Source organism: Ruegeria sp. BF6, from assembly GCF_056538665.1.
The window spans coordinates 1,290,939-1,312,683 of the sequence record NZ_JBQFTN010000001.1; the positions used below are offsets into that span (position 1 = coordinate 1,290,939).

Below are 21,745 nucleotides of genomic sequence, written 5' to 3' on the forward strand. Positions count from 1 at the left end.
GCCTGCAGGCTTACACGCGCCGCGCCCACGTTCAATCCCCTGCAACAGATTGCGCCGAATGCGACGGGCGGGCTGGAAAAGCCTGCCCTTCCCCGTCTATAAGCGCGCTTGTAGCAAAAGGAATTCGCCCATGCGCAGCGCAAAGATCAGCCGTCAGACCGCCGAGACCGAAATCTCGGTCGAGGTCAACCTGGACGGCACCGGCCAGTACGACAACCAGACCGGTGTTGGCTTCTTTGACCATATGCTGGACCAGCTGGCGCGCCATTCGCTGATCGACATGACAATCCGCGCCAAAGGCGACTATCACATCGACGACCACCACACGGTCGAAGACACCGGTATCGCGCTGGGTCAGGCGCTGACGCAGGCATTGGGCGACAAGAAGGGCATCCGCCGCTATGGCGAGTGCCACCTGCCTATGGACGACGCACAAGTCCGCTGCGCGCTGGACCTGTCGGGCCGTCCGTTCCTGATCTGGAATGTTGACCTACCTACGCCCAAGATTGGCACGTTCGACACCGAGTTGGTGCGCGAGTTCTTTCAGGCGCTCAGCACACATGGCGGCATCACGCTGCATATCGATCAGTTGCACGGGTTCAACAGCCACCACATCGCCGAGGCCGCCTTCAAGGCCGTCGCCCGCGCCTTGCGGCTGGCGGTCGAAACCGATCCGCGCAAGGCCGATGCGATCCCGTCGACCAAGGGCGCGCTGTAAATGCTGACTGCCATTATTGACTACGAGAGCGGCAACCTGCACTCGGCCGAGAAGGCGTTTCAGCGCATGGCGCGCGAGTTGGACGCCGGCCAGGTTGTTGTGACCTCGGATGCGGATGTTGTTGCGCGGGCTGATCGGTTGGTTTTGCCCGGTGACGGCGCTTTTCCGGCCTGCGCCGCCGAGTTGCGCGGGCATAAGGGCATCTATGATGCGATGGTCGAGGCGGTCGAACAAAAAGGCCGCCCGTTTCTGGGCATCTGTGTCGGGATGCAACTGATGGCCTCAAAAGGCCACGAGTACATCGAAACGGATGGCTTGGGCTGGGTCGCAGGTGATGTGGTACGGATCGAACCTTCGGACCGCGCGCTGAAAGTTCCGCATATGGGCTGGAACGATCTGGTTGTAGAAAGCGAGCATCCCGTGTTCAACGGGGTTAAATCGGGTGACCACACCTATTTCGTCCACTCCTACCATTTCCGCGTCAGAAATCCGGCGCAGCGGTTGGCTTATGTGCAATATGGTCAAGAGGTCACGGCCGTGATCGGCCGCGACACTATGGTTGGAATGCAGTTCCACCCCGAGAAAAGCCAGGATGTTGGCCTGCGTATGATCGGGAATTTCCTGACCTGGGCTCCGTAAAGGTTACTGAACGCGCGTCCAGGTCTGCCCACGGCAAACCAGACCACCCGCGACACAGCCTTTGACAGTCAGCTTGTTCTGGTTATCGAGGGTCATTTTCGAGTTGTAGGTCTTGTCGCGATCCGGCGCCCAGATCTTGCCGCTGTCATATTGGCCACCGCCCTCGGGCAGCATGTCCCAAATGATCTGTTTGCCGAGATTTTCATATTCCAGTTGCTGGTTGCCCTCGCCGTCAAACGCGCTGTCGATGGTCCCGCAAATCGCGCTGCCGCATTCTCCAATAGAAACGTGCAAATAGCCCCCGGTATCGCCCGGCTGGGTCTTCCACAGCCCATCAACCGGATCGGCGGCAAATGCAGAGGTCGCCAGCCCTGCCAATCCTGCTGCGAGTAGAAGTTTCTTCATCATATCCTCCCTGTTTTGCCGCCAGTCTGACGAGCCGCGCCAGCCGGGGCAAGAATGACTTAGCGTCGCGTTGCATCCCCTGCCCCGCCTGTGCGATATCCCGCGCGTGTAACATTGATATAGGGCCGCCGATCATGATCCTTTACCCCGCCATCGACCTCAAAGACGGCCAGGCCGTGCGCCTACTGCGCGGAGAAATGGACAAGGCAACCGTGTTCAACGAAGACCCGGCCGCACAGGCACGTGCCTTTGTCGAGGCTGGTTGCGAATGGCTGCACCTTGTGGACCTGAACGGCGCCTTCGCGGGTGAACCGGTCAACGCAGCCCCGGTCGAAGCCATTCTGAAGGCCTGTGATGTGCCTGCCCAGCTGGGCGGCGGCATTCGCGATATGGCAACCATCGAGACCTGGATCGGCAAAGGATTAGCCCGAGTGATTCTGGGCACGGTCGCAGTCGAAAACCCTGATCTGGTGCGCAACGCCGCGCGGGAGTTCCCCGGCAAGGTCGCGGTGGGTATCGACGCCCGCAATGGCATGGTCGCCACCAAAGGTTGGGCCGAGGAAACTGACGTGCAGGTCACCGATCTGGCTCGCAGTTTCGAAGACGCTGGCGTCGCCGCAATCATCTATACCGACATCAATCGCGACGGCGCGATGCAAGGACCGAACATCGAAGCCACCGCCGACTTGGCCCGCGCCGTGTCGATCCCGGTGATTGCTTCGGGCGGTGTCAGCTCACTGGACGACCTGATAGCGCTGCGCGATTGCGGTGTGGACCTGAACGGCGCGATTTCCGGCCGCGCGCTTTATGACGGTGCGATTGACCTGGAAGAAGCCTTGTCCACTCTGAGTAAATAGAGCCGCTCAGCAGCGGGTTACTGTATTTTCCATTTGTTCCTGGGCTGCCCGTCTTTGTACGGCTGCAGTTCCTTTTCGCTTATGCGAACGAATTGAAAGCACCCCACCCAATCGCCGGTCTCTTCACACCACATGTCGCCATCGACATACCATTTGCCTTCATACTTATTGCCACCAGAGTTACCGGCAAGCTTTCCCTTTTTGCGGCCTTTGCTGTAGGCCTGCGCCCATTGGGTTTTGTTATCCTGGTTCGAAATACCGTAAATCGTCGAGCCCGGAATGGTCGCCAAAATTTCTTTTTGTGTCATGAAGTCCTGGGCCTGCGCGGCACCTGATACAGCCACAAAAAACGCTCCAGCAATCCACATCATATGCAATGATAGTTTCATGGAAAACTCCTCCCTAAATTTCTGAAATGGGAGGAATTTACCATAATCCCGGCAATCAAACAAATTGCCGAGGGGAAGATGTGCCAGCAGTCAATTCTTCCGGCACATCCGTTTTTTGTTATTGCGCCGCGACTGCAGTCAACTTAGCCAACGCACCGCGCATCTTTTCAATGACGGGGGATTTTTCGACAGCGTCCAGCTCGTCCATGGTCTCTTTCGGGTCTTCATAAGCCAACCAGACTTGGCCGTTTTCATCTTCGTAGGCCTGCACTTTCAGCGGCAAAAAAAGTCCGGCACGCGGATCGATCTGCATGGCGGGCGTGCCCAGCGCCGGGTTGCCGAAAATCAGAACCTGATTGGCCGGAATGGTCAGCCCGACCTTTTCGGCCCCCGCTGCGTGATCAATACGAGCGAACACCGTCGCGCCCGCGTTGCCAACAGCCGCCTCAAGCGCATCCAACGCCTCGGACACGGATTTGTCGGTGTTCACCTTGACGATATCGTCTGCCATTGCTGTGACAGCTCCTCCAATTACGAAAGCGGTTGCCAAAAAGAGTTTACGCATCTCATTGATCTCCTGATGAATTTGGGGACAGTGTTCACAGGTTTGAGGGATGTGGCAATCACAAGTCCGGCATCGGCGGGGCTTTGCCGGTTGCGGGGAACACTTACCTGAAGACCATCCAAGCGCGCCTTTCGATCTCGAAACGTAAACAATTCCGCACAAACGCAGTGAATTTGCACTGATAAGCCGCAAAAAGGTCAAGATTCGCCAATACGGCTGGACCGCTAGCTTATGCCGGAGTTTCACCTTGTCTTTTTCGAACGCATCACAGCCAACGGCAAATTGGCACAGTTACGCTCCGGTCATCAGTTTTTGTGCGTCAATTTTCGTCAGCGCTAGCCTACTGTTCTTTGTTCAACCGCTGTTTGCCAAACTCGTATTGCCCAAAATCGGCGGCACCCCAGCAGTCTGGACCACCGCCATGCTGTTTTTCCAGCTGATGCTGATCCTGGGATACCTGTATGCCCACATGTTGACCCGCTGGTTAACCCTGCGCTGGCAACTTGCAACACATCTGGCCTTGTGGCTGGTGGCGCTTAGTTTTCTGCCTTTGGCCACGCAGGAAGGCTGGAGGTTCGAGGCCTCGCAATCCATCGCTCTGCAAACACTTTTGTTATTTGCGGCCGGCGTGGGAGTTCCATTTGCCGTTCTGTCTGCCAACGCGCCATTGCTGCAGGCCTGGTATTCGCGATCGGGTGGTCCGTCGGCCAATGATCCGTATTTCCTGTATGCGGCGAGCAATGTTGGATCGCTGATGGCCTTATTGTCTTTTCCGCTGCTTGCCGATCCCTTCTTTGGCGCGCGGGAAATCAGCCTGTTCTGGTCTGTCGGATTTGTCGTTTTTGGCGTCCTTCTGGCACTCAGCGGCCTGATTGCATTGCGCGGACCTGCCGAAACAGCGAACCCGGAAGAACCCCGCAAGGTGGGTAAAGCGTTAAGCGCGAAAACGATTGCCTCGTGGGTGTTTATTGCCTTCATCCCCTCGTCCCTGATGCTGGCCACGACAACCAAGCTCAGCACCGACCTTGGCGCCATCCCACTGATCTGGGTCGTGCCGCTTGCGACCTACATCCTGACGTTCATTCTTGCTTTCGCAAAATGGCGCCGACATACTCTGGACGGCCTAAGGACTTCGGTTTTGCTTGTGATGGCGATCGGCATTGCAATGTTGTCCAAAATCGGTTCTTCGCAACAGCCTTTGGCCGCTATGCTGGTGTATATTCCGCTGCTGTTTTTGGTGGCCCTGTTCGCTCACAGGCTTCTCTATGAATTCCGACCACCGGCAGAACATCTCACAATATTCTACCTTGCACTGTCGGTCGGAGGTGCCTGCGGCGGGCTGTTCAACTCGATCATCGCGCCTGCGATGTTTAACCGGGAAATTGAGTTTGGCCTGACACTTCTTGCAGCAGGAGGTTTGTTTCTGCTTCAGGCTGGAACATTCAGTCTTCGCCATGCCCTGATCGGGGTTGCCGTTGCCGCCCCGATTTCAGTCGCGATCAGCGTATTGAACGAAGGACGCGCAGCGGGTGCAAACGCCATCACTACGATCGTAACTGCCGCATTGGTCGCCATGGTATTGCTGACCTTCCGGAACGCACCGACCCGCGTTGCAACGGTGCTAGTAGTGTTCCTGGTGCCAACCGTGCTCCCGAAATACGAGATGCTCTACCGCGACCGAAGCTTTTTTGGAACCCATGCTGTTTTTGATAGCGGCGGTTTCCGTGTCTATCAGAACGGCACCACCATGCATGGCTGGCAAACGCCAACCGACCCCGGCACTCGACCAGTTGCTTCTTCGTATTACCACCCAAACGGGCCGATGGCGGAAGTCCTGACATCCGAATACGGTTTGAGCACTGATAGCATTGGCATTGTCGGCCTCGGGACTGGTGCGCTGGCCTGCTACGGGCAACCCCATCAAACGTGGGAGTTCTTTGAAATCGATGAAACTGTCGATCGTATTGCCCGCAATCCGAACCTGTTCACGTATATGTCCGAATGCGCCCCGGATTCGGAAACTCATATGGGTGATGCGCGAGTCGTGCTGGAACACCAGAAGTTCGTGTTTGATATCTTGGTGCTCGACGCTTACAGCTCGGATGCAATTCCACTGCACCTGATTACACGCGAAGCGATCGAGACTTATCTAAGCCAGTTGAACCAGGGCGGCACTTTGGTCTTTCACATCTCGAACCAGTACTATGACCTTGCTCCGCAATTGGCGCGTTCCGCTGCAACGCTTGACCTGCATGCCGCGCTCCAGAAGTACTACGCCGACGAGCAGGCCAAAAGTCAGGGCGCGTCAGATACGCATGTCGTTATCCTGAGCCGTGACGAAAACCGCATCGCAACGTTTGTCGACACCGGCAGGTGGACGAAGCTGACCACAGATGGTCGGGTTCCGTGGACAGACAACAAGGGTAACCTTTTGTCGGCACTAAGAATACTGACTCCGCATTAATGCAACGCCGCGCGGTACACCTCGCGGCGCGGCATCTTCAAAACTCTCAGGTCTGGCATCGGCAGAGCTTTGTCGGTAGAGGTGCGGCAACAAAGGACGCCGACATGCTGAAAACCCGCATCATTCCCTGTCTGGATGTCGCCGATGGCCGCGTGGTCAAGGGCGTGAATTTCGTTGGCCTGCGCGATGCAGGTGACCCGGTGGAATCGGCAAAGGCCTATGACACCGCCGGCGCGGACGAAATCTGTTTTTTGGACATTCACGCCACCCATGAAAACCGCGGCACCATGTTCGATGTCGTCCAGCGCACGGCAGAACAGTGTTTTGTCCCCCTGACCGTGGGCGGCGGCGTTCGCACCAAGGATGACGTGCGTGCCCTGTTGCTGGCGGGCGCTGACAAGGTTAGCTTCAACTCGGCCGCGGTGGCGAACCCGGATGTGATCGCGGAATCGGCGGATCAGTTCGGCAGTCAGTGCATCGTCTGCGCCATCGACGCCAAGACCGTCAGTCCCGGAAAGTGGGAGATTTTCACCCATGGCGGTCGCAAACCCACCGGCATCGACGCGGTGGAATTCGCCAAGACCGTTGTCGCCAAAGGCGCCGGAGAAATCCTGTTAACGTCTATGGACCGCGACGGCACCAAGGCTGGGTTCAACCTGCCCCTGACTCGCGCTATCTCGGACGCGGTGGACGTGCCGGTGATCGCCTCAGGCGGCGTCGGCAATCTCGATCACCTTATCGAAGGCGTGACCGAGGGCGGGGCCAGCGCGGTGCTTGCCGCCTCGATCTTCCATTTTGGTGAATACACCATCCGCGAGGCCAAGGAACACATGGCCGCCGCAGGCATCCCCATGAGGCTGACATGAGCATTCTGCACGATCTGGCCGCTACTATCGAGGCCCGCAAGGGCGCCAATCCCGATTCCAGCTGGACCGCCAAGCTGCTGGCCAAAGGCCCGGAGAAATGCGCCGAGAAATTCGGAGAAGAGGCCGTTGAAGCCATCATCGAAGCTGTCAAGAACGACAAAGCCGGGCTGACGGCTGAGGCTGCGGATGTGCTCTATCATCTGCTGGTAATGCTGGCCTCGCGGGACGTGGCGCTGGATGACGTGCTGGCCGAGTTGGCGCGGCGCCAGGGCACCGGTGGTATCGTTGAAAAAGCCGCCCGCCCCAAGGGCTAATCGGCGGGGTTTCGTCCCCCCGCCCTACCCATTATGATCGGACCTCACGGTCCACAGATCGAAGGGCAAATAATGATCAGAGCTTTGGCCATTGTTCTGGCCCTTGTGACACTGGGCGCGTGTTCTGCCCCTCCGCCATCCACGGGAAACGAGGTGCAGCGGCTGGCGACCGAAATCCGCAGCCTAGGCCCGGATATCGACCCGGAAGAGGCCGACCGCGCCGCCCGTGTCGCCTATTCCTATACCGCGCAACTGGTGCAGGAATATGAAATCACCGACCCTCCTCTGGTCCATAACGCCAAGGTCAACAAGGGCCTGCGCCCGCGCGGGCTGTGCTGGCACTGGGCCGAAGATATCGAACGCCGGTTGAAGCAAGAGAACTTCCAGACGCTTGAGCTGCACCGCGCCATTGCCAATGCCGACAACCCATTCCGAATCGACCACAGCACCGCCATCATCAGCCGCAAGGGTGAGTCGATGTTTGAAGGCGTGGTGCTGGACCCTTGGCGCTATGGCGGTGTGCTGTTCTGGTCGCCACTGATCGAAGACACGAAATACGAATGGGTGCCGCGCGACGTTGTCTTGGAAAAGCGCCGGGTGGAACAATACGGTGAATTGCTGCCCTATGTCGGCGGCTAGATTTTGGACGAGATTACACCGGTGGCGAACCCACCCATGCGCAGCTCTCCATACAGGCGCTGATATTCAATCTTAGGACAGCGGTTCATGATCACATCCACGCCGCGCGCCTGTGCTTTGGCGGCCGCATCTGCGTTCTCGACACCGATTTGCATCCAGACCGTGCGTAGGTTCGGGAAGGCGGCCAGCGCCTCATCGACGATTGGCGGTACGGCCTCGGACCGGCGGAAGATATCGACCATATCCACAGACTCGGGTATCTCGGTCAATGAGGCCCGGACGGTCTGACCAAACAGCTCAGTCCCGGCATGGCCCGGGTTGACTGGAATGACCGTAAACCCCTTCAACGACAGATATCTCGCCACGTAATAACTGGGCCTGACCGGATTCATTGAAACGCCGACCACAGCAATCACCTTGGTGCGCTGTAGGATGTCTTTCAGAAACGCATCGGAATACTCGCTCATGCGGCCACCCTAATCTGGCTGCAAAAAAGAAAAAAGCGCCCAGGTCGAACCTGAGCGCCAGTTGTTGGAACGAGGGACAGTGAAATGACCCGCGGCAGTTCCGTTCCGCGGTCACTGTGACATTTAGGCATAAGTTTAGAGAAAAAAAGAGGGGGTGCGCATTTTTGTGATGACATATCACAAAAAGCGGACCGCCGCCTATTGCTCGTACAGGACAACGGGCCAGTGCGCCTCGGCCATGCGGATGTACTCGGCCGTCGCTTCGCGCCACATTTCCTCTATCTCAAGTGAGTGGGTCAGATACAAACGACCGTCGACCACCTGCCATGCCATTGGGTCTGTGCCGACCAGAATCCCCTTGGCCATGGCATAGGCACAATACCCACCGAACTGAGGCGCAAAGGCGCGCGGATCACGTTCGAACGCTTCACGGTTTTCATCTGAGGCAAAGTGCCATTCCACCCCTTTCCACATGACTGCGTATTCCGGCTGACCCAGCACGGGTGCGTCGCTTTCAAAATAAGAAACCGGATCATACCCTGCGAGGGCCGCGCCATCGGCCTCATAGTATACGGGCATCTCTTGCGCCGTCGCGGCAGGAGCAATCAAAGCGGCGGCTATCACGCCAAAAAGGAAACGTCGGGTTAGCATAACGGTGTTAGATCTTCAGACATCAGGGTCTCAAGATGCAATTTTTGCGGCCCAGTGGAACCCCATTTAACGGGGTTGTGATCGACTGTGTCGCCCAGACGTCATTTCAGTCGAAGATATCTTCGATGACGTCCCATGCTTCATCCAGAACACGTGAAAAGACACCATTCTTCTTTTTCTGTTTCTTTTTCTTGTTGTTACCGTTTGCGTTCATGGTGTCCCGTCTTGACTTGTTCTCGTTCAATTTGCGTTTTGGCACCATCTTTAGGTCATGCAACGGCGCACCGCAGCTTGAACAACTCAGCTCTTGACGTTGCTTTCCTTTCAGAACCAGCGCAGCGCGGGTTCCGCAATAGCAGCAGGTGGCGATTTTTGACGGGCTGGGAATGAGTCTCTCCTGTTTATCTGTGCCTTGAGGCATATAATGCGATTGCGGCAGCATTTGAGACGTTAAGCGAGCCAAATCCGCCAGCTGCGTCGATTTTCACCAGCCGGTCCACGGTTTCCTTGGTTTTCTGTCGCAATCCCGGCCCTTCGGCCCCCAGCACCAACGCAACAGGCTGGTCCAGCTTTCCGCCCATAGCCGACTCGACAGTGTCGCCGGCTTCTCCATCCAGACCCAGCACCAAAAAGCCCATGTTCTGCAATTCCATGATCGCGTCCGCCAGATTGCGAACCCGCAGATAAGGTTGCCGTTCCAGCGCGCCGCTTGCCGTTTTTGCCAGCGCACCAGTTTCCGGAGCTGAATGGTGTCGCGTGCCGATCACCGCACTAGCTCCCAGAACCTCAGCCGAGCGCAGAATCGCCCCGACATTGTGCGGGTCGGTCACTCGATCCAGCAGAATCACGCGGGGGTGTTCGCGCCCAATACAGTTCTCGGCCAAACTGCCCCAGTCCAACGGCTTGACCTCCAGTGCGGCGCCCTGATGAACAGACCCCGGATCAATCGGCGCCGAGAACTTGCGCGGATCAACCATTTCGGACTCGATCCCCGCAAATTCAATCGCTTCGGCCAGTTTATCACGCGCATTTCGCGTCACGATCAGGCGCAGTTTCTGCCGCTTGGGGTTCATCAGCGCATCGCGAACTGCGTGCAGACCGAACAGCCAAACAGTTTCCGCAGCAGCCGCTTTGCGCGCCTGTTCCTTTTCAACGACCCACTTGGGTTTCTTCATTTCTTGGGCCTCCGGGCCGGGAATTCGGTTTCCTGCGTCAAAGCGGTATTTTCCTGTTGACGCTCCTTTGGTGCGCTAGTAATCACGCCTCCACGTCAGGTGCAACGCCTGACAGTGGGCGACAGGCCGCAAGGTGTGGCAGGGGACTGTAACTCCCTCGCGGAGACGCACGCCTGGTTCGATTCCAGGGTCGCCCACCATCTTCCTTAGATGATGACAAAGTGCAACGGGCCGCTAATTCGGCAGGCATTCCCATTCTGCGACCACCTGATTATCCCGTACTGCCAGCATGGTTCCGAACTGGTTCAGCACGGCCTCGCTTTGGGTCGGGCGCAGTATGGCGATATCTCCGGGCGCAACCATGGCCGCGCGTGGCCCTGTCCAGACCTCCTGATTGCTGGAGCGGCCAAAGATCGTGGAATAGTGAAACCCCTTGGGAAAGACGGGTTGTGCCAGAAAATGCCCGCCGAACACTGCGATATCCGTTTTGGTTCGCCTTAGAAAATCCAACCCGGGCAGAGAATTACCAGGCATCGCCTTGAGAATCGGCGTGGCGATGAACGCCGCAGGCTGAAACTCTTGCGTCGAAGTGTGGTCGAAATCGCCTGGCTTGACCAGAACCGATCCGACGGCAACTTCGGTCGCATCGCCGTCGGCCCCATAGGACTGAAAGGTCAGGCTGCCGCCGGTATTCAGGCACAGCCCTTTTCCGCCATTGGGCAAACCGGAAACAGCCTGCCGATAGGCAACTGCACTCATAAGGGTGGCGCGTTTTCTCAAAAACCCCGGCAGTTTGGCCAGATGTGCCTCATACCCCATCATGCCTGACAGGCGTGCGTTGGGGCTGGTGTCGATTTCCTGCGCAATATCCGCGATGCAGTCAGGTTTAAAGCCTCCGCGATGCAGACCGACATCCACTTCCAGCGACAAGCGGAGGGCAGACTGCCTACCTGCCGCAAGCGCCAGATAGTCCTGCAACCGTTCCGGCGTGTCGATCAGCCACTGAACGCGCGCCGCGGCGTCAGGGCACGCGGCTAGAACCCGAGCGGCCGAACTGACCGGAAGCGGTTTGCCGATCAGATGATCCGTCTTGGGCTCGGCTTGCAACAGCGCCAGCAGCATCGGCTCGGAAAAGGTCATCAGACCCGAGGTCGAAATCCGCCCGCGGATGTGGTCGAGAAGTGGCAAACAGGGCAGAGACTTAGCGACCAGACGGCAGTCCAACACGGCATCCGTACCTCTGACGGCAAGTGTACAATTCGTCTCCAGCCGATCCAGATCGACCACCGTGACCGGTTTGTCGACACCATACGCGCGCAACGTGTCGGACAGATTCTTCAGATACTCAGTCATGGCCGAAACAGTTTGGTCAAAGCGGGTGTCAGGAATTTGCCGCCGGGATCGAACTGTTCCCGCAACGCGCAGAAGCGGTCGAAATCCGGGTAAATACCTGACAGCTCCTTGTAGGTCAGACTGTGTATCTTTCCCCAGTGCGGACGTCCGCCTGCCTCGACAAACAAAGGCTCCAGCGCGTCGAAGTATCGGCGATGGCCTTCATTCGCATCCGTGTGCACGGCAATCGAAATCCGAGGACCGCCCTGGAACGGAGACAGGCAGGCCGTGTCGCCCGCAGTCTGGCGCACCTCGATCGGGAAGTAGATATCGTTGTGATCTCGATGCAGACGAGTGATGACTTCTTTCAACACGTCTCCGGCCACGTCGGGCGGTAAGTGGTACTCCATCTCGTTGAACCGAATATGCCGGTCGCTGCACAGTACTCGCCAACTTTCACCGACATAATCTTCGTTCGAGTGGGCCAAGATCAGCAACTTCAGCAGCATACTGCGCAACCCGCCACTAAGCCGGCCTGCGTTGCGCGCGAGCTTCAGCACCTTGACGGCGATCATGTCCAGATCACGCGGCGCCGCCTCCTCGGGCGCGTCAGTCAGGTCGTGACGGATTTCGACAGCCTTGCCCGTGAAGGGAATGTAGAAGAACTCGAAATTCCGGTTCTGCGCCCAGTTTTGGTGCATGTCGGCGAGACTATCCTGCAAATCGGCCAATCGCACCCGGCGGCGCAGGTTGTATTTTGGCACGACCGAGATTTGCGCTTCGGTCAGCACGCCCAGCATCCCAAGCGTGACTTGCGCCATCTCAAGCGGAATAACTTCGGTGGACAGGATATCTCCGCCCGCGCTGACCAGTTTCGCGGCGGTGATTTCGGCGGCAAGACACGGCAGCGTCCGCCCGGTGCCATGTGTCGCGGTCGAGGCCGCCCCGGCCAGAGATTGTGCGTTGATATCGCCGAGGTTGCGAAAAGCCAGCCCCCGCGCGGCCAGCGCCGGTGACAGATCCCGCAGCCGTGCATTTGCGTTGACCCAAATCCGGTCACCGTCCCGGTCGCCCAGCGTCGGTAGATCCAGTTCAGACAGGTCCAGAATCCGGTTCCCGCCCGCAACGATCGGCGTGAATGAATGCCCTGACCCCACAACGCGCAGGCTGGGTGTTTCCGCTATTGCCTGCCGCAATTCGGCAATCGAGACAGGGCGTCTGACCGCTGTTTCGGCGCTCTGGTTTCCGGCCCAGTTGGTCCACATGTGCTGCCTCCTCCGCGGTCAGAGGATTGCAGCACATGAATGTTGAAACAAGTCAGGTTTACAGTGCGTTACCCAACGAAACTTACGTCAGGCCGCAGCCGCGCGTTGCGCTGTGACACGGTCAAACCATTCAGTAACGGCCTCGACGCTTGGCTCAATTTGTTCAGCAGCGTCGCCGGTGAACTCCTGGAACTTTTCAGTGTTCAGACCGTTCACGCCGACCAAAACCGGGATATCCTGCGCCAGCGCCTCGGCGATCACCGGGCGGAAACCGCGCCCATCAGCCTCGTGCTTGCCGAACTTGTTGATGATCAGCAGTTGCGGCGCGTCTTCAAGCGAGTTGGTGACATATCCCACCGCCTGTTCCAGCGCCGCCGGGTCCAACCGGCAGCCGCGTGCGTGTTCACCCAAGGACTGCGAGATTCGTATGACCTCTCCGTCCGGCAGGACACGTACGTCCATGTCGCATTTGCTGCTGTCCGCGCATTCGCTGTTGGTTTGAACCACACCGGCAAGATGGGCACCCTTGGCCTGCAGATGCTCGGCAACGGCGCTCAGCAGGCGGTCGGTGGCGCCGCGTTCGGTGGTGGTGACATAGGCCAGGTACATTGAAAGACCCTCGAATTAAAACTGTGACATTCCAGATAGCACGCATGACCCTGCCCGACCACTCCCTCGCGTTACGGTAACGGAGACAGGCCGATCGCAGGTGCGTGCAGATGAAGCAGTGCCGCAAATACGGCAAGTGAAACCAACCCAATCCAAATGCCGGGCCAAGGGCGCGGAGCCCGCAGGGAAAACCGCGCGGTATTGCGGGACAGGCGTGTCCATTCGATCCCCATCTCACGCGCCTTGCGGCGGTCGATCAGAGACATGCCCAGCACGGCAAAGCCCGCGAACAAACCAAACAGGATGACATGCGACAGGCTGCCATTGGCCAGCAGATGCGCCAGCGCCCACAGCATCAGCGCCGCCAGCAAAGGGTGGCGCGTTGTGCGCAGGATGCCGGGATTTTCCGGCTCGAACCGGCGGTGCCCCAGCCCGCCGAACGAAAACGGATTCTGAATCGACATCCCCGCCAAGGCTAACCAGCACACGACCGGCATCACCAGCAGCGGCACCCAGCGCAGAACGGCAAAGGGCGGGATCACCTCGACGTAAGGCGCCTGCGCGGCGGCGACGATCAGCCAGCCGAGAACAAGCAGGGATAAAACAGAGTAGGCGACAAAATAGCCTCTGCGCCCCATCACCTCGATCAACCGCCCACGCATCGCGGGCCGCGCCGGTATGGCGTGGGTCAGCAGGAATGTAATCAGCGCAGCAAGGAAAAGGCTCCAGCCCAGCATAGTGGTCTCCGTGAGTGTTGGCCCGGTTTAGGCGCCGAATGAGGGGTGGTCTTTGTCCGAAGTCAAGTCGAACGCACAAGCACTATTCGGCTCGGAACCAATACTTGCAACCCGGCGGCGAACACGCGACCTTGCCGTCGGAGGACTCTGATGCACCATTTCGACGACATCTTTACCATGGCCGCCGACCGCCACGGCGGGCCCGACGCCTTGGAGGCCAAGCTGAGCAAACCCAAAAGCGTGGCCGAATTGACGGCCATGCCGGATGATCGATGGCTTTCGATCATCACCAAATGCGTCTTTCAGGCCGGATTCAACTGGAAGGTCATCGAAAACAAGTGGGACGGGTTCGAGACCGCTTTTGACGGGTTCGATATTGGCCGCTGTGCCTTCATGGATGACGAGAAATTCGACTCGCTGTTGCAGGATACGCGCATTGTGCGCAATGGCACCAAGATTGCTACCGTCCGGGACAATGCGGCGTTACTGCTGGAACTGCGGCAGGAAGGCGGGGTCGGTCAAATTCTGGGCGGCTGGCCCTCGACCGATTATGTGGGTCTGCTGGCGATGTTGGGCAAACGCGGGTCGCGTCTGGGCGGGGCCTCGGCCCAATACGCCATGCGCTTTGCCGGGCGGGACAGTTTCATCCTGTCGCGCGATGTCACCGCGCGGTTGATTGCCGAGGGCGTGGTCGATAAAGCCCCCAGTTCGAAAAAGGCGATGGCGGCTGTACAACAGGCCTTTAACACATGGATGGACCAATCCGGGCGATCACTGACGGAAATAAGCCGCGTATTAGCGATGAGCCTGTGAAAACCGGTTGCAGCGAAGGCGCTTCACATTAGGCTTTGAGCATGGCCTGGCGCATTTTGATGACGTTACTATTCCTGCTCGCCTCCTGCGGTCGTCCGCTGACGGATCAGGAGCGCGCCTTTGCCGGTGCCGTTCAGGGCGAGACCTTGAACCTGGACCACGTGCGTCTGGTCGAAGGTGCCCCTGTCGCGCCGATCACCTTTTACCGCAAGGAACGCCCGCGTCTCGCCTGCCGTGAACGTATCCTTCCACCACCGGTCGAGGGTGTCGTGACCGCAAAACCCGCCGCCGTTGCCTTGTTCAACAAAGTCTATTTCACGCGCGACTGGTATCTTGACGACTATATGTCCGACTTCCCCGAGCAGATGAATCTGATCGCGGCGATGCTGCTGGCGCATGAGCTGACTCATGTCTGGCAATGGCAGAACCGGGAAACCACCGGCTATCACCCGCTGCGGGCCGCGGCCGAACACGGCGGCAACAAGGACCCGTATCTGTTCGATATCGAGACCTCATCCGATTTTCTGTCTTACGGGTTCGAACAGCAGGGCGCGATTGTCGAAGAATATGTCTGCTGCCGGGCGCTGGACCCAAAGGCTCCCCGCACCCAGCGCCTGCATGACATGCTGGGTGCGCATTTCGATCTGTCGCCCTTGCCGGGTCAGCCGCGCGAACGCGACATCGTGATCCCCTGGAGCGGCGCCGAAATCGACGGAATCTGCCGCTAACGCCTACTGCCCCTGCAATGTCTGCAGATATGCGACCAGATCCACAATCGGCTGGCTGGTCAGGATCGGTTGACCCTCGGGCGTTTTCATCGATGTGTCCTGACCGTCGAAATAGGGCCCATAGACCGGCATCGGACTACCATGGCTGACCAGCGGGTCGCGCCCGTCAATCCGCGCCACGACGCGAGCGGTTGGAAACACGCCATCTTCCCCGGCCAATTTGGTCAGGTCGACCGGTTGAATGACCAGTACCCCGGCCATCGGGCCATGACCGGTTGCGTCGATCCCGTGACACGTCGCGCAGTAATGCTGATACAACTCTGCGCCCGTCTCAACGTCCTGAGCGGCTGCTTGTGATGCCAGTGCCACCAAGCTTATTGAAACTGCATTCCGTATCGGTCCGATCATCGCATCCTCCTGCCCTGATTGACATTTACAGGCTTGCCCGAGGGCCAGCTTGCCGCAATGATCCAGATCAACGCAGCGAGAGGATACGGGCAATGACACAATATGTAGCCATCATGTTGGCCGCCGGGATTGGCGTGCCGATCCTTGCGGCGCTGAACGCGGCCCTGGGTCGGCTGATTGGCTCTCCGACCACCGCCGCCGTTGTCCTGTTTGCCATCGCCTTCGGCGCATCCGCTCTCGTGATGATGCTGTTTCCGGGGTTCGGAGCGCTATCCAAAGTCGCACAGGCGCCCAAACATCTGTTGTTGGCTGGCGTTCTGATCGCCTTCTACGTGCTGTCGATCACCCATGTCGCCCCGCATTTCGGCGTCGGAAACGCTGTGTTTTTCGTGCTGCTGGGTCAGCTGATCAGCACAGCAGCGATCGACCATTTTGGCCTGTTCGGGGCACAGGTGACTCCGCTCACATGGGTACGCGCAGGCGGGATCGCCGTGATGGCCGCAGGGGTTGCCATTACTCAACTGGCCTAAGCACGCCCCCGTCCAACCGCAGTTTTCGATCCATCCGCGCTGCAAGGTCCATGTTGTGCGTGGCGATCAGCGCCGAGAGTCCCTCGTCCCGAACCAGTGCCATCAACGCATCAAACACCTGATCCGAGGTCTCGGGGTCCAGATTGCCTGTCGGCTCATCCGCAAGCAGGACGCGCGGTTTATTGGCCAAGGCCCGGCAGAAGGCCACACGCTGTTGCTCGCCCCCCGACAAGGCCGCTGGGCGGTGATCCGCGCGCGGCGCTACCCCGACGCGGTCCAGCAGAGCCATCGCCCTTTCTTGTGCCGCCTTTTCGGACACGCCATTGGCCAGTTGCGGTAGGGTGATATTCTCCAGCGCGGTGAATTCAGGCAGCAGATGGTGGAACTGATAAACAAACCCCACATCCCGCCGCCGCAGAGCGGTGCGGGTACGGTCGCCTTTGCCCGTCACACTCTGGCCTGCGATCTCGACCGAGCCCTCATCAGGCGTGTCCAGCAGACCAGCTATGTGCAACAAGGTCGACTTGCCCGCGCCGGACGGCGCAACCAGCGCCACCGCCTCACCCGCGCGCAAGTCCAGATCGGCACCGCGCAGCACCTGAACCTCGCCCGGCGTGCCTTTCAGATAGGTCTTGGTCAGACCGTTCAACCGCAACGTCACATCATTCATAGCGCAGCGCCTCGACAGGGTTTAGCCGCGCCGCGCGGCGGGCGGGAAAATAGGTGACAAAAAAGGACAGACCCAGCGACAATCCAATTGCTTTGAGTACGTCCGACAGGTGCAGTTCCGCCGGCAGGGCATAGATGCCACGAATGGACGGATCCCAGACGCCGCCGCCCATGACGAAGTTCACGAACGAAAAGATCGGATCGATATAGATCGCAAACACGCAGCCCAGAACGACGCCCATCACCGTGCCTATGATGCCGGTGAACGCACCGCAGATGAAGAACACCCGCAGGACCGACCCTTCGCTCAGGCCGATGGTACGCAGGATGCCAATATCCCGGCCTTTGTTTTTGACCAACATGATCAGACCCGAGACGATGTTCATAGCTGCGATCAGAACGAGGATCGACAGGATGATGAACATCACGTTGTCTTCGACCTCAAGCGCGCGCAGGAACCCGCCCGAGGCGTCCTGCCATGTCCATATCTGGCTGCGTTCACCCGCGGCTTCGAGGATCGGGATCAGGATCGGGGTCAGCTCCTCGGGACGCTCGACCATCACTTCGATCTCGTCTGCCACACCCTCGCGGTTGAAAAAGCTCTGCGCCTGTTCGAACGGCATGTAGACGCGCGTGCGGTCAATGTCATAGCGTCCAGCCGAAAATACATAAACCACCCGATAGGCACTGACGCGCGGTGAAGTGCCAAAGGCTGTCTTCACCCCGTTGGGTGAGGTCAGCTTGACCGTATCGCCAACCGTGGCCCCAATGCTGCGTGCCACGCCTGAGCCGATGGCGATAACGAACTCGTCATTGCGAAACTCGGAGAGATCACCCGCCGCCTGTTCACTTTCAGCAATACCCGGCAGGTCAAGCAGATCGTCAGGCTGGATGCCGAACACCTCGACACCGCTGCTGCGCTCGCGATTGGTGATCAACACTTGACCCTTGACCAAAGGTGCCGCGCGCACCACACCCGGCACCTGCGCGACCCGGTCGGCCACACCGTCAAAATCCTCGATTGTGCGGTCCAGACGCCCCTGCGCATCCAAGCTTCCTGCCGAGTAGACCGTGACATGCGCATTGGCCCCCAGAATGGTGCCCACGAACTCTGACCGGAAACCCGACCGCACGGCCAGCGTGGCAATAAGAGCGAACACGGCCAGTGTGATCCCGATCAGCGAAATCCACGTCATCACGCTGACGCCGCCTTCGGCCTTGCGCGCGCGCAGGTATCGCCAGGCGATTTTCCATTCGAATGGGGCAAAGGGCGGGGGCGTCTTGGCCATGTCTGCTCCGGGCTTTTTTGTTCGGCGCGACCCTTTCGGCATTTCACCGGATGGTCAAGCTGGTTATGCGCGCCCTGCCCTGGGATGAGCGGCCTTGCGATCAGTTCGGGGTGCGATATGGGACGAATCACCTCCGAATCCGAAGCTCCCGCACTGGTATTAGGAGATGGTAAAACCGAGGGCTACACCTTTGGTTGTGATACCGTTCACAGACAAACCCTGATTGTTTCAGTTATGAATTCAATACGGCAGTTGCGTGAGGTACTGAACTCAAAATGCAACATTCGTTAAGCAATATTATTTCGTCCTTTGCTTATTTTGCGAAACTTTGTCACCCTAGCATTAGGGGGAAAGTAATTAACCATTTTAAAGAGCGGGGGTCGCTCATGTTTGTAAAGAGTAATACGGAATTGTTGGACCCTATTTTGGTCCGAAACGCATCTTCAGAATTGGATTGTGAAACCGCGGCGCTGTTGCGCGCTACGATGCGCCCACTTTTCGACACTGCGGCAAGTTGGGCAAGTTTGACCGATATCCTGAAAGACAAAGGTTATCGCCTCGCGTTCCGTCAGGGGCGGTTGTGCATCACGGATCGCGCAACTGACGCAAGGGTCTGCGGATTGCATTTTCTGGGATTTGAATTCAGGGAACTGGTAAGGCGTCTGGGTCGTCCGATCGTTGTGCCACGCGGCAACAGCGCGGATGGAGACGTTCTGGCCGAACGCCCTGAACCGAAAAGAACATAGAAGCCCGGCCAGACCTTGAGTAAGCGTTACAAGGGTTTTAGCAACCCCGGGTGCTAAGCGGTATTGAGGTTGATGCCTAGCGCGCAGCCATTGACGCAGAGTTCTGGTGGTCAGTCCGAAAAGTAATCCCAGGTTCGCCACGGCTGAAGCGTGCGCCTCAAAGTCACTTTCAAACTATGCAGGGCGGCTTTGCGCAATTGCGGCCGGTTCCGGGACTGGCGCAGCAGATTTACGCAGAACCCAAGCGGCAACTGACCTATCCGGAACCAATTCAGCATTTCGTCTTCGGAATACGTCCGCCCACCGAAGAACGGAGCGTAGTTCTTGCGCCAGCTCTTCGTCATTTCCAGCGCCGTTTTCATCTGATCCGCCGAGACGCCTCCGGGATGGAAAACCGCAATCGGAACCGACAGCATCTGGTATTCGCATCCTGCAAACAACATGCGCAGCACAAGGTCATAGTCAGCTACAATGCGAAGATCCAGATCGTGACCTCCAAAACGGTCAAACACGTCGCGCCGGATCAGCATGGAATTGTGGCAAAACGGAATGCGTTGCAAAATCGAATGGACCTTGCGCTCTCGCGACAACCGCTTGCTTCCATCCTTTTCAACAAAGATGGTTCGTCCAAAGCAGAAATCGGGACGGCCCGAACCAATCTCTTCACGTGCCTTTTGCAGACAATCCGGCGACGCCAGCTGATCATCCGAATTGAGGAAGACCACGTACTCGCCCTGGGAAATCTCAACCCCCCGGTTCATGGCGTCATAAAGACTTTTGTCCGGCAAACTTTGAAAGCGGATCGGGACAAAGCTTGGGCGCGCCTCAATCTCGGCGATCAGTTCTTTCAGAAGCGCAACTGTTCCGTCGGTGGACGCACCATCCCAAATGACATGCTCGACAATCGCGTCGCCTTGATCTTGGGCGGCCTCCAGTGCCGCCCGTATCGCATCGACACGTCCCTCATCAATGAGGTTGCGCGTTACGGTAATGATGGAAACCGTAGGCAGAGCTATGTCCGATCCAGCCATATCAGGCGCTGTTTGCAAGCTGGTAAATTTCAGCGATCTTGGTCACTGCGGCTTCGGGGCTCAGCTCTTCGCTTTCGCCGGTGCGGCGGCTGGTCAGTTCGACCACGCCGTTCTTCAGGCCGCGCGGACCGACGGTGATGCGCCACGGCAGGCCGATCAGGTCCATGGTGGCGAACTTGCCCCCTGCCCGTTCGTTGCGGTCGTCATACAGCGGCTCCAGCCCCAGCGCGGTCAGGGCGCCGTAGAGCTTCTCACACGCTCCATCCGCTTCTTCGTCGCCTTGTTTGAGATTGACGATACCGCAATGGAACGGAGTCACGCCTTCGGGCCAGATGATACCCTTTTCGTCATGGCTGGCCTCAATGATCGCACCGATCAGGCGGCTGACTCCGATGCCGTGGCTTCCCATGTGGACTGGCGTCGGTTTGCCATCGGGGCCTTGCACAGTCGCGCCCATCGCCTCGGAATACTTGGTGCCGAAATAGAAGATCTGGCCGACCTCGATCCCGCGGGCCACGCGGCGACGCTCTTCGGGCACTTGGTTGAACAGCGCTTCGTCATGGGTTTCATCCGTGCGGGCGTATTTCGAAGTGAACTCTTCCAGAATGGCCTGGCACTGTTCACGGTTGTCAAAATCGATCTGACGGTCGCCAAAGGTCAGGTCGGTGACGGCGCTGTCATAAAAGACCTCGGATTCACCAGTGTCGGCCAGTACGAGGAATTCATGCGTATCGTCACCGCCGATGGGCCCGGAATCGGCGCGCATCGGGATGGCTTGCAGGCCCATACGTTCGTAAGTGCGCAGGTAGCTGACCAGATGGCGGTTATAAGCGTGCAGCGCGTCTTCTTTGGTCAGGTCGAAATTGTAGCCGTCCTTCATGTAGAACTCGCGGCCCCGCATCACACCGAAACGTGGGCGGATCTCGTCACGGAACTTCCACTGGATCTGGTAGAGCGTCAGCGGCAGATCTTTGTAGCTGTTGACGTGGCCGCGGAAGATATCGGTCACCAGTTCTTCGGCAGTCGGCGTAAACAGCATGTCACGATCGTGGCGGTCCTTCATACGCAGCATTTCCTGACCGTAATCGTCGTAACGACCGGACTCGCGCCAAAGGTCTGCCGATTGGATAATGGGCATCTGGATCGCGATGTGGCCCGCGCGCGCCTGTTCTTCGTGGATGATGTTTTCCAGCTTGCGCAGCACTTTGAAGCCCAGCGGCAACCAAGAGTAAATTCCAGCGGATGCTTGCTTGATCATCCCCGCGCGCAGCATCAGCCGGTGGCTGACGATCTGGGCCTCGGAGGGGTTTTCCTTGAGAACGGGCAGAAAGTAACGGCTGAGGCGCATTGATGAACCTTTAAAGGTGTGAATTTGACTTCAAAGGTCCTTATTCCAAAGCCCCGCCGGGGGCAATCGGCCATTGGCGATTTTGCGACCT

At 58.3% G+C, this 21,745-nt stretch carries 27 protein-coding genes and 1 tRNA gene; 12 read left to right on the forward strand and 16 right to left on the reverse strand.

What is annotated here, in order from left to right; genetic code table 11:
* The first annotated feature begins 130 nt into the window (after window positions 1-130).
* Both hisB and hisH read left to right on the forward strand, forming a co-directional pair.
* Window positions 131-718, forward strand: a complete 588-nt coding sequence (gene hisB, locus ACR0IM_RS06485; RefSeq protein WP_480589924.1) for an imidazoleglycerol-phosphate dehydratase HisB — start codon at window positions 131-133, stop codon at window positions 716-718.
* The gene (gene hisH, locus ACR0IM_RS06490; protein ID WP_480681222.1) at window positions 719-1,357 is read left to right on the forward strand and encodes an imidazole glycerol phosphate synthase subunit HisH; all 639 of its coding nucleotides are present in this window, start codon (window positions 719-721) and stop codon (window positions 1,355-1,357) included.
* A gap of 3 nt (window positions 1,358-1,360) precedes the next feature.
* Here the strand turns inward: hisH and ACR0IM_RS06495 are convergent, their stop codons facing one another.
* Entirely contained in the window at window positions 1,361-1,762 is a 402-nt protein-coding gene (locus tag ACR0IM_RS06495) for a DUF2147 domain-containing protein (RefSeq protein ID WP_480589929.1), read from the reverse strand.
* Between the two features lie 134 nt (window positions 1,763-1,896).
* On the opposite strand from ACR0IM_RS06495, the gene hisA reads away from it, so the two are divergent.
* Window positions 1,897-2,619 (forward strand): 1-(5-phosphoribosyl)-5-[(5-phosphoribosylamino)methylideneamino]imidazole-4-carboxamide isomerase, encoded by a 723-nt coding sequence (hisA, locus tag ACR0IM_RS06500; RefSeq protein WP_480640914.1) that lies wholly within the window; start codon window positions 1,897-1,899, stop codon window positions 2,617-2,619.
* A 17-nt stretch (window positions 2,620-2,636) separates the two neighbouring features.
* On the opposite strand, the gene ACR0IM_RS06505 is transcribed toward hisA, so the two are convergent.
* Window positions 2,637-3,008, reverse strand: a complete 372-nt coding sequence (locus ACR0IM_RS06505) for a hypothetical protein (protein WP_480640915.1) — start codon at window positions 3,006-3,008, stop codon at window positions 2,637-2,639.
* A gap of 118 nt (window positions 3,009-3,126) precedes the next feature.
* Window positions 3,127-3,519, reverse strand: a complete 393-nt coding sequence (locus ACR0IM_RS06510; protein WP_480640916.1) for a DUF302 domain-containing protein — start codon at window positions 3,517-3,519, stop codon at window positions 3,127-3,129.
* Between the two features lie 475 nt (window positions 3,520-3,994).
* On the opposite strand from ACR0IM_RS06510, the gene ACR0IM_RS06515 reads away from it, so the two are divergent.
* The 4 genes from ACR0IM_RS06515 (at window position 3,995) to ACR0IM_RS06530 (ending at window position 7,856) form a co-directional block, all read left to right on the forward strand.
* Window positions 3,995-6,037 (forward strand): fused MFS/spermidine synthase, encoded by a 2,043-nt coding sequence (locus ACR0IM_RS06515; protein WP_480681223.1) that lies wholly within the window; start codon window positions 3,995-3,997, stop codon window positions 6,035-6,037.
* A gap of 104 nt (window positions 6,038-6,141) precedes the next feature.
* Window positions 6,142-6,903 (forward strand): imidazole glycerol phosphate synthase subunit HisF, encoded by a 762-nt coding sequence (gene hisF, locus ACR0IM_RS06520; RefSeq protein WP_480681224.1) that lies wholly within the window; start codon window positions 6,142-6,144, stop codon window positions 6,901-6,903.
* Complete coding sequence (locus tag ACR0IM_RS06525) at window positions 6,900-7,217, forward strand: phosphoribosyl-ATP diphosphatase (RefSeq protein ID WP_480681225.1); 318 nt, start codon at window positions 6,900-6,902, stop codon at window positions 7,215-7,217. Before hisF ends, ACR0IM_RS06525 begins: the two co-directional genes overlap by 4 nt.
* 72 nt (window positions 7,218-7,289) lie before the next feature.
* Window positions 7,290-7,856, forward strand: coding sequence for a hypothetical protein (locus tag ACR0IM_RS06530; RefSeq protein WP_480589946.1), 567 nt, complete (start codon window positions 7,290-7,292; stop codon window positions 7,854-7,856).
* Here the strand turns inward: ACR0IM_RS06530 and ACR0IM_RS06535 are convergent.
* From ACR0IM_RS06535 to rlmB, 4 genes are all read right to left on the reverse strand, one after another.
* Window positions 7,853-8,323: a CoA-binding protein gene (locus ACR0IM_RS06535; RefSeq protein ID WP_480681227.1), complete on the reverse strand. Its 471-nt coding sequence runs from the start codon at window positions 8,321-8,323 to the stop codon at window positions 7,853-7,855. The genes ACR0IM_RS06530 and ACR0IM_RS06535 overlap by 4 nt on opposite strands.
* A gap of 198 nt (window positions 8,324-8,521) precedes the next feature.
* On the reverse strand, window positions 8,522-8,902 hold the full coding sequence (locus ACR0IM_RS06540) for a YHS domain-containing (seleno)protein (protein WP_480640920.1): 381 nt from the start codon (window positions 8,900-8,902) through the stop codon (window positions 8,522-8,524).
* A 178-nt stretch (window positions 8,903-9,080) separates the two neighbouring features.
* Window positions 9,081-9,395: a hypothetical protein gene (locus ACR0IM_RS06545; RefSeq protein ID WP_480681446.1), complete on the reverse strand. Its 315-nt coding sequence runs from the start codon at window positions 9,393-9,395 to the stop codon at window positions 9,081-9,083.
* Window positions 9,376-10,149: a 23S rRNA (guanosine(2251)-2'-O)-methyltransferase RlmB gene (gene rlmB, locus ACR0IM_RS06550; protein WP_480681228.1), complete on the reverse strand. Its 774-nt coding sequence runs from the start codon at window positions 10,147-10,149 to the stop codon at window positions 9,376-9,378. Before rlmB ends, ACR0IM_RS06545 begins: the two co-directional genes overlap by 20 nt.
* 116 nt (window positions 10,150-10,265) lie before the next feature.
* On the opposite strand from rlmB, the gene ACR0IM_RS06555 reads away from it, so the two are divergent.
* Window positions 10,266-10,349, forward strand: a tRNA-Tyr gene (locus ACR0IM_RS06555).
* Window positions 10,350-10,383: 34 nt separating this feature from the next.
* Here the strand turns inward: ACR0IM_RS06555 and ACR0IM_RS06560 are convergent.
* From ACR0IM_RS06560 to ACR0IM_RS06575, 4 genes are all read right to left on the reverse strand, one after another.
* Entirely contained in the window at window positions 10,384-11,502 is a 1,119-nt protein-coding gene (locus ACR0IM_RS06560; RefSeq protein ID WP_480681229.1) for an alanine racemase, read from the reverse strand.
* Window positions 11,499-12,746, reverse strand: a complete 1,248-nt coding sequence (locus ACR0IM_RS06565; protein ID WP_480681230.1) for a D-arabinono-1,4-lactone oxidase — start codon at window positions 12,744-12,746, stop codon at window positions 11,499-11,501. Before ACR0IM_RS06565 ends, ACR0IM_RS06560 begins: the two co-directional genes overlap by 4 nt.
* Window positions 12,747-12,833: 87 nt before the next feature.
* Window positions 12,834-13,355 carry a DUF2478 domain-containing protein gene (locus tag ACR0IM_RS06570; protein ID WP_480589960.1) on the reverse strand — a complete coding sequence of 174 codons (522 nt, stop codon included), beginning with the start codon at window positions 13,353-13,355 and terminating at the stop codon, window positions 12,834-12,836.
* A gap of 71 nt (window positions 13,356-13,426) precedes the next feature.
* On the reverse strand, window positions 13,427-14,092 hold the full coding sequence (locus tag ACR0IM_RS06575; protein WP_480681231.1) for an NnrU family protein: 666 nt from the start codon (window positions 14,090-14,092) through the stop codon (window positions 13,427-13,429).
* 150 nt (window positions 14,093-14,242) lie between these two features.
* Here ACR0IM_RS06575 and ACR0IM_RS06580 point away from each other — a divergent pair, with 150 nt between their 5' ends.
* Both ACR0IM_RS06580 and ACR0IM_RS06585 read left to right on the forward strand, forming a co-directional pair.
* On the forward strand, window positions 14,243-14,905 hold the full coding sequence (locus ACR0IM_RS06580; protein ID WP_480681233.1) for a DNA-3-methyladenine glycosylase I: 663 nt from the start codon (window positions 14,243-14,245) through the stop codon (window positions 14,903-14,905).
* A gap of 59 nt (window positions 14,906-14,964) precedes the next feature.
* Window positions 14,965-15,633 carry a hypothetical protein gene (locus ACR0IM_RS06585; protein ID WP_480589966.1) on the forward strand — a complete coding sequence of 223 codons (669 nt, stop codon included), beginning with the start codon at window positions 14,965-14,967 and terminating at the stop codon, window positions 15,631-15,633.
* Window positions 15,634-15,636: 3 nt separating this feature from the next.
* Here the strand turns inward: ACR0IM_RS06585 and ACR0IM_RS06590 are convergent, their stop codons facing one another.
* Window positions 15,637-16,041 carry a c-type cytochrome gene (locus tag ACR0IM_RS06590; protein ID WP_480681234.1) on the reverse strand — a complete coding sequence of 135 codons (405 nt, stop codon included), beginning with the start codon at window positions 16,039-16,041 and terminating at the stop codon, window positions 15,637-15,639.
* A 92-nt stretch (window positions 16,042-16,133) separates the two neighbouring features.
* On the opposite strand from ACR0IM_RS06590, the gene ACR0IM_RS06595 reads away from it, so the two are divergent.
* Entirely contained in the window at window positions 16,134-16,571 is a 438-nt protein-coding gene (locus ACR0IM_RS06595; protein ID WP_480589970.1) for a DMT family transporter, read from the forward strand.
* Here ACR0IM_RS06595 and ACR0IM_RS06600 read toward each other — a convergent pair.
* Together ACR0IM_RS06600 and ACR0IM_RS06605 are read right to left on the reverse strand one after the other, a co-directional pair.
* On the reverse strand, window positions 16,555-17,241 hold the full coding sequence (locus tag ACR0IM_RS06600; protein WP_480681235.1) for an ABC transporter ATP-binding protein: 687 nt from the start codon (window positions 17,239-17,241) through the stop codon (window positions 16,555-16,557). The two genes, ACR0IM_RS06595 and ACR0IM_RS06600, sit on opposite strands and share 17 nt — an antisense overlap.
* Window positions 17,234-18,529 carry a lipoprotein-releasing ABC transporter permease subunit gene (locus ACR0IM_RS06605; protein WP_480589974.1) on the reverse strand — a complete coding sequence of 432 codons (1,296 nt, stop codon included), beginning with the start codon at window positions 18,527-18,529 and terminating at the stop codon, window positions 17,234-17,236. Before ACR0IM_RS06605 ends, ACR0IM_RS06600 begins: the two co-directional genes overlap by 8 nt.
* Window positions 18,530-18,915: 386 nt before the next feature.
* Between ACR0IM_RS06605 and ACR0IM_RS06610 the strand changes: the two genes are divergently transcribed.
* On the forward strand, window positions 18,916-19,275 hold the full coding sequence (locus ACR0IM_RS06610) for a hypothetical protein (protein WP_480640930.1): 360 nt from the start codon (window positions 18,916-18,918) through the stop codon (window positions 19,273-19,275).
* A 110-nt stretch (window positions 19,276-19,385) separates the two neighbouring features.
* Here the strand turns inward: ACR0IM_RS06610 and ACR0IM_RS06615 are convergent, their stop codons facing one another.
* Window positions 19,386-20,306, reverse strand: coding sequence for a glycosyltransferase family 2 protein (locus tag ACR0IM_RS06615; protein ID WP_480640931.1), 921 nt, complete (start codon window positions 20,304-20,306; stop codon window positions 19,386-19,388).
* Window position 20,307: 1 nt separating this feature from the next.
* Window positions 20,308-21,654, reverse strand: coding sequence for a proline--tRNA ligase (gene proS / locus ACR0IM_RS06620; RefSeq protein WP_480640932.1), 1,347 nt, complete (start codon window positions 21,652-21,654; stop codon window positions 20,308-20,310).
* Window positions 21,655-21,745: the final 91 nt, after the last annotated feature.

What these genes read in the sequence shown, in the direction of transcription:
- hisB (WP_480589924.1), top strand. Translation starts at nt 131, where the DNA reads ATGCGCAGCGCAAAGATCAGCCGTCAGACCGCCGAGACCGAAATCTCG.
- hisH (WP_480681222.1), top strand. Translation starts at nt 719, where the DNA reads ATGCTGACTGCCATTATTGACTACGAGAGCGGCAACCTGCACTCGGCC.
- ACR0IM_RS06495 (WP_480589929.1), bottom strand. Translation starts at nt 1,762, where the DNA reads ATGAAGAAACTTCTACTCGCAGCAGGATTGGCAGGGCTGGCGACCTCT.
- hisA (WP_480640914.1), top strand. Translation starts at nt 1,897, where the DNA reads ATGATCCTTTACCCCGCCATCGACCTCAAAGACGGCCAGGCCGTGCGC.
- ACR0IM_RS06505 (WP_480640915.1), bottom strand. Translation starts at nt 3,008, where the DNA reads ATGAAACTATCATTGCATATGATGTGGATTGCTGGAGCGTTTTTTGTG.
- ACR0IM_RS06510 (WP_480640916.1), bottom strand. Translation starts at nt 3,519, where the DNA reads ATGGCAGACGATATCGTCAAGGTGAACACCGACAAATCCGTGTCCGAG.
- ACR0IM_RS06515 (WP_480681223.1), top strand. Translation starts at nt 3,995, where the DNA reads ATGCTGTTTTTCCAGCTGATGCTGATCCTGGGATACCTGTATGCCCAC.
- hisF (WP_480681224.1), top strand. Translation starts at nt 6,142, where the DNA reads ATGCTGAAAACCCGCATCATTCCCTGTCTGGATGTCGCCGATGGCCGC.
- ACR0IM_RS06525 (WP_480681225.1), top strand. Translation starts at nt 6,900, where the DNA reads ATGAGCATTCTGCACGATCTGGCCGCTACTATCGAGGCCCGCAAGGGC.
- ACR0IM_RS06530 (WP_480589946.1), top strand. Translation starts at nt 7,290, where the DNA reads ATGATCAGAGCTTTGGCCATTGTTCTGGCCCTTGTGACACTGGGCGCG.
- ACR0IM_RS06535 (WP_480681227.1), bottom strand. Translation starts at nt 8,323, where the DNA reads ATGAGCGAGTATTCCGATGCGTTTCTGAAAGACATCCTACAGCGCACC.
- ACR0IM_RS06540 (WP_480640920.1), bottom strand. Translation starts at nt 8,902, where the DNA reads ATGCCCGTATACTATGAGGCCGATGGCGCGGCCCTCGCAGGGTATGAT.
- ACR0IM_RS06545 (WP_480681446.1), bottom strand. Translation starts at nt 9,395, where the DNA reads ATGCCTCAAGGCACAGATAAACAGGAGAGACTCATTCCCAGCCCGTCA.
- rlmB (WP_480681228.1), bottom strand. Translation starts at nt 10,149, where the DNA reads ATGAAGAAACCCAAGTGGGTCGTTGAAAAGGAACAGGCGCGCAAAGCG.
- ACR0IM_RS06560 (WP_480681229.1), bottom strand. Translation starts at nt 11,502, where the DNA reads ATGACTGAGTATCTGAAGAATCTGTCCGACACGTTGCGCGCGTATGGT.
- ACR0IM_RS06565 (WP_480681230.1), bottom strand. Translation starts at nt 12,746, where the DNA reads ATGTGGACCAACTGGGCCGGAAACCAGAGCGCCGAAACAGCGGTCAGA.
- ACR0IM_RS06570 (WP_480589960.1), bottom strand. Translation starts at nt 13,355, where the DNA reads ATGTACCTGGCCTATGTCACCACCACCGAACGCGGCGCCACCGACCGC.
- ACR0IM_RS06575 (WP_480681231.1), bottom strand. Translation starts at nt 14,092, where the DNA reads ATGCTGGGCTGGAGCCTTTTCCTTGCTGCGCTGATTACATTCCTGCTG.
- ACR0IM_RS06580 (WP_480681233.1), top strand. Translation starts at nt 14,243, where the DNA reads ATGCACCATTTCGACGACATCTTTACCATGGCCGCCGACCGCCACGGC.
- ACR0IM_RS06585 (WP_480589966.1), top strand. Translation starts at nt 14,965, where the DNA reads ATGACGTTACTATTCCTGCTCGCCTCCTGCGGTCGTCCGCTGACGGAT.
- ACR0IM_RS06590 (WP_480681234.1), bottom strand. Translation starts at nt 16,041, where the DNA reads ATGATCGGACCGATACGGAATGCAGTTTCAATAAGCTTGGTGGCACTG.
- ACR0IM_RS06595 (WP_480589970.1), top strand. Translation starts at nt 16,134, where the DNA reads ATGACACAATATGTAGCCATCATGTTGGCCGCCGGGATTGGCGTGCCG.
- ACR0IM_RS06600 (WP_480681235.1), bottom strand. Translation starts at nt 17,241, where the DNA reads ATGAATGATGTGACGTTGCGGTTGAACGGTCTGACCAAGACCTATCTG.
- ACR0IM_RS06605 (WP_480589974.1), bottom strand. Translation starts at nt 18,529, where the DNA reads ATGGCCAAGACGCCCCCGCCCTTTGCCCCATTCGAATGGAAAATCGCC.
- ACR0IM_RS06610 (WP_480640930.1), top strand. Translation starts at nt 18,916, where the DNA reads ATGTTTGTAAAGAGTAATACGGAATTGTTGGACCCTATTTTGGTCCGA.
- ACR0IM_RS06615 (WP_480640931.1), bottom strand. Translation starts at nt 20,306, where the DNA reads ATGGCTGGATCGGACATAGCTCTGCCTACGGTTTCCATCATTACCGTA.
- proS (WP_480640932.1), bottom strand. Translation starts at nt 21,654, where the DNA reads ATGCGCCTCAGCCGTTACTTTCTGCCCGTTCTCAAGGAAAACCCCTCC.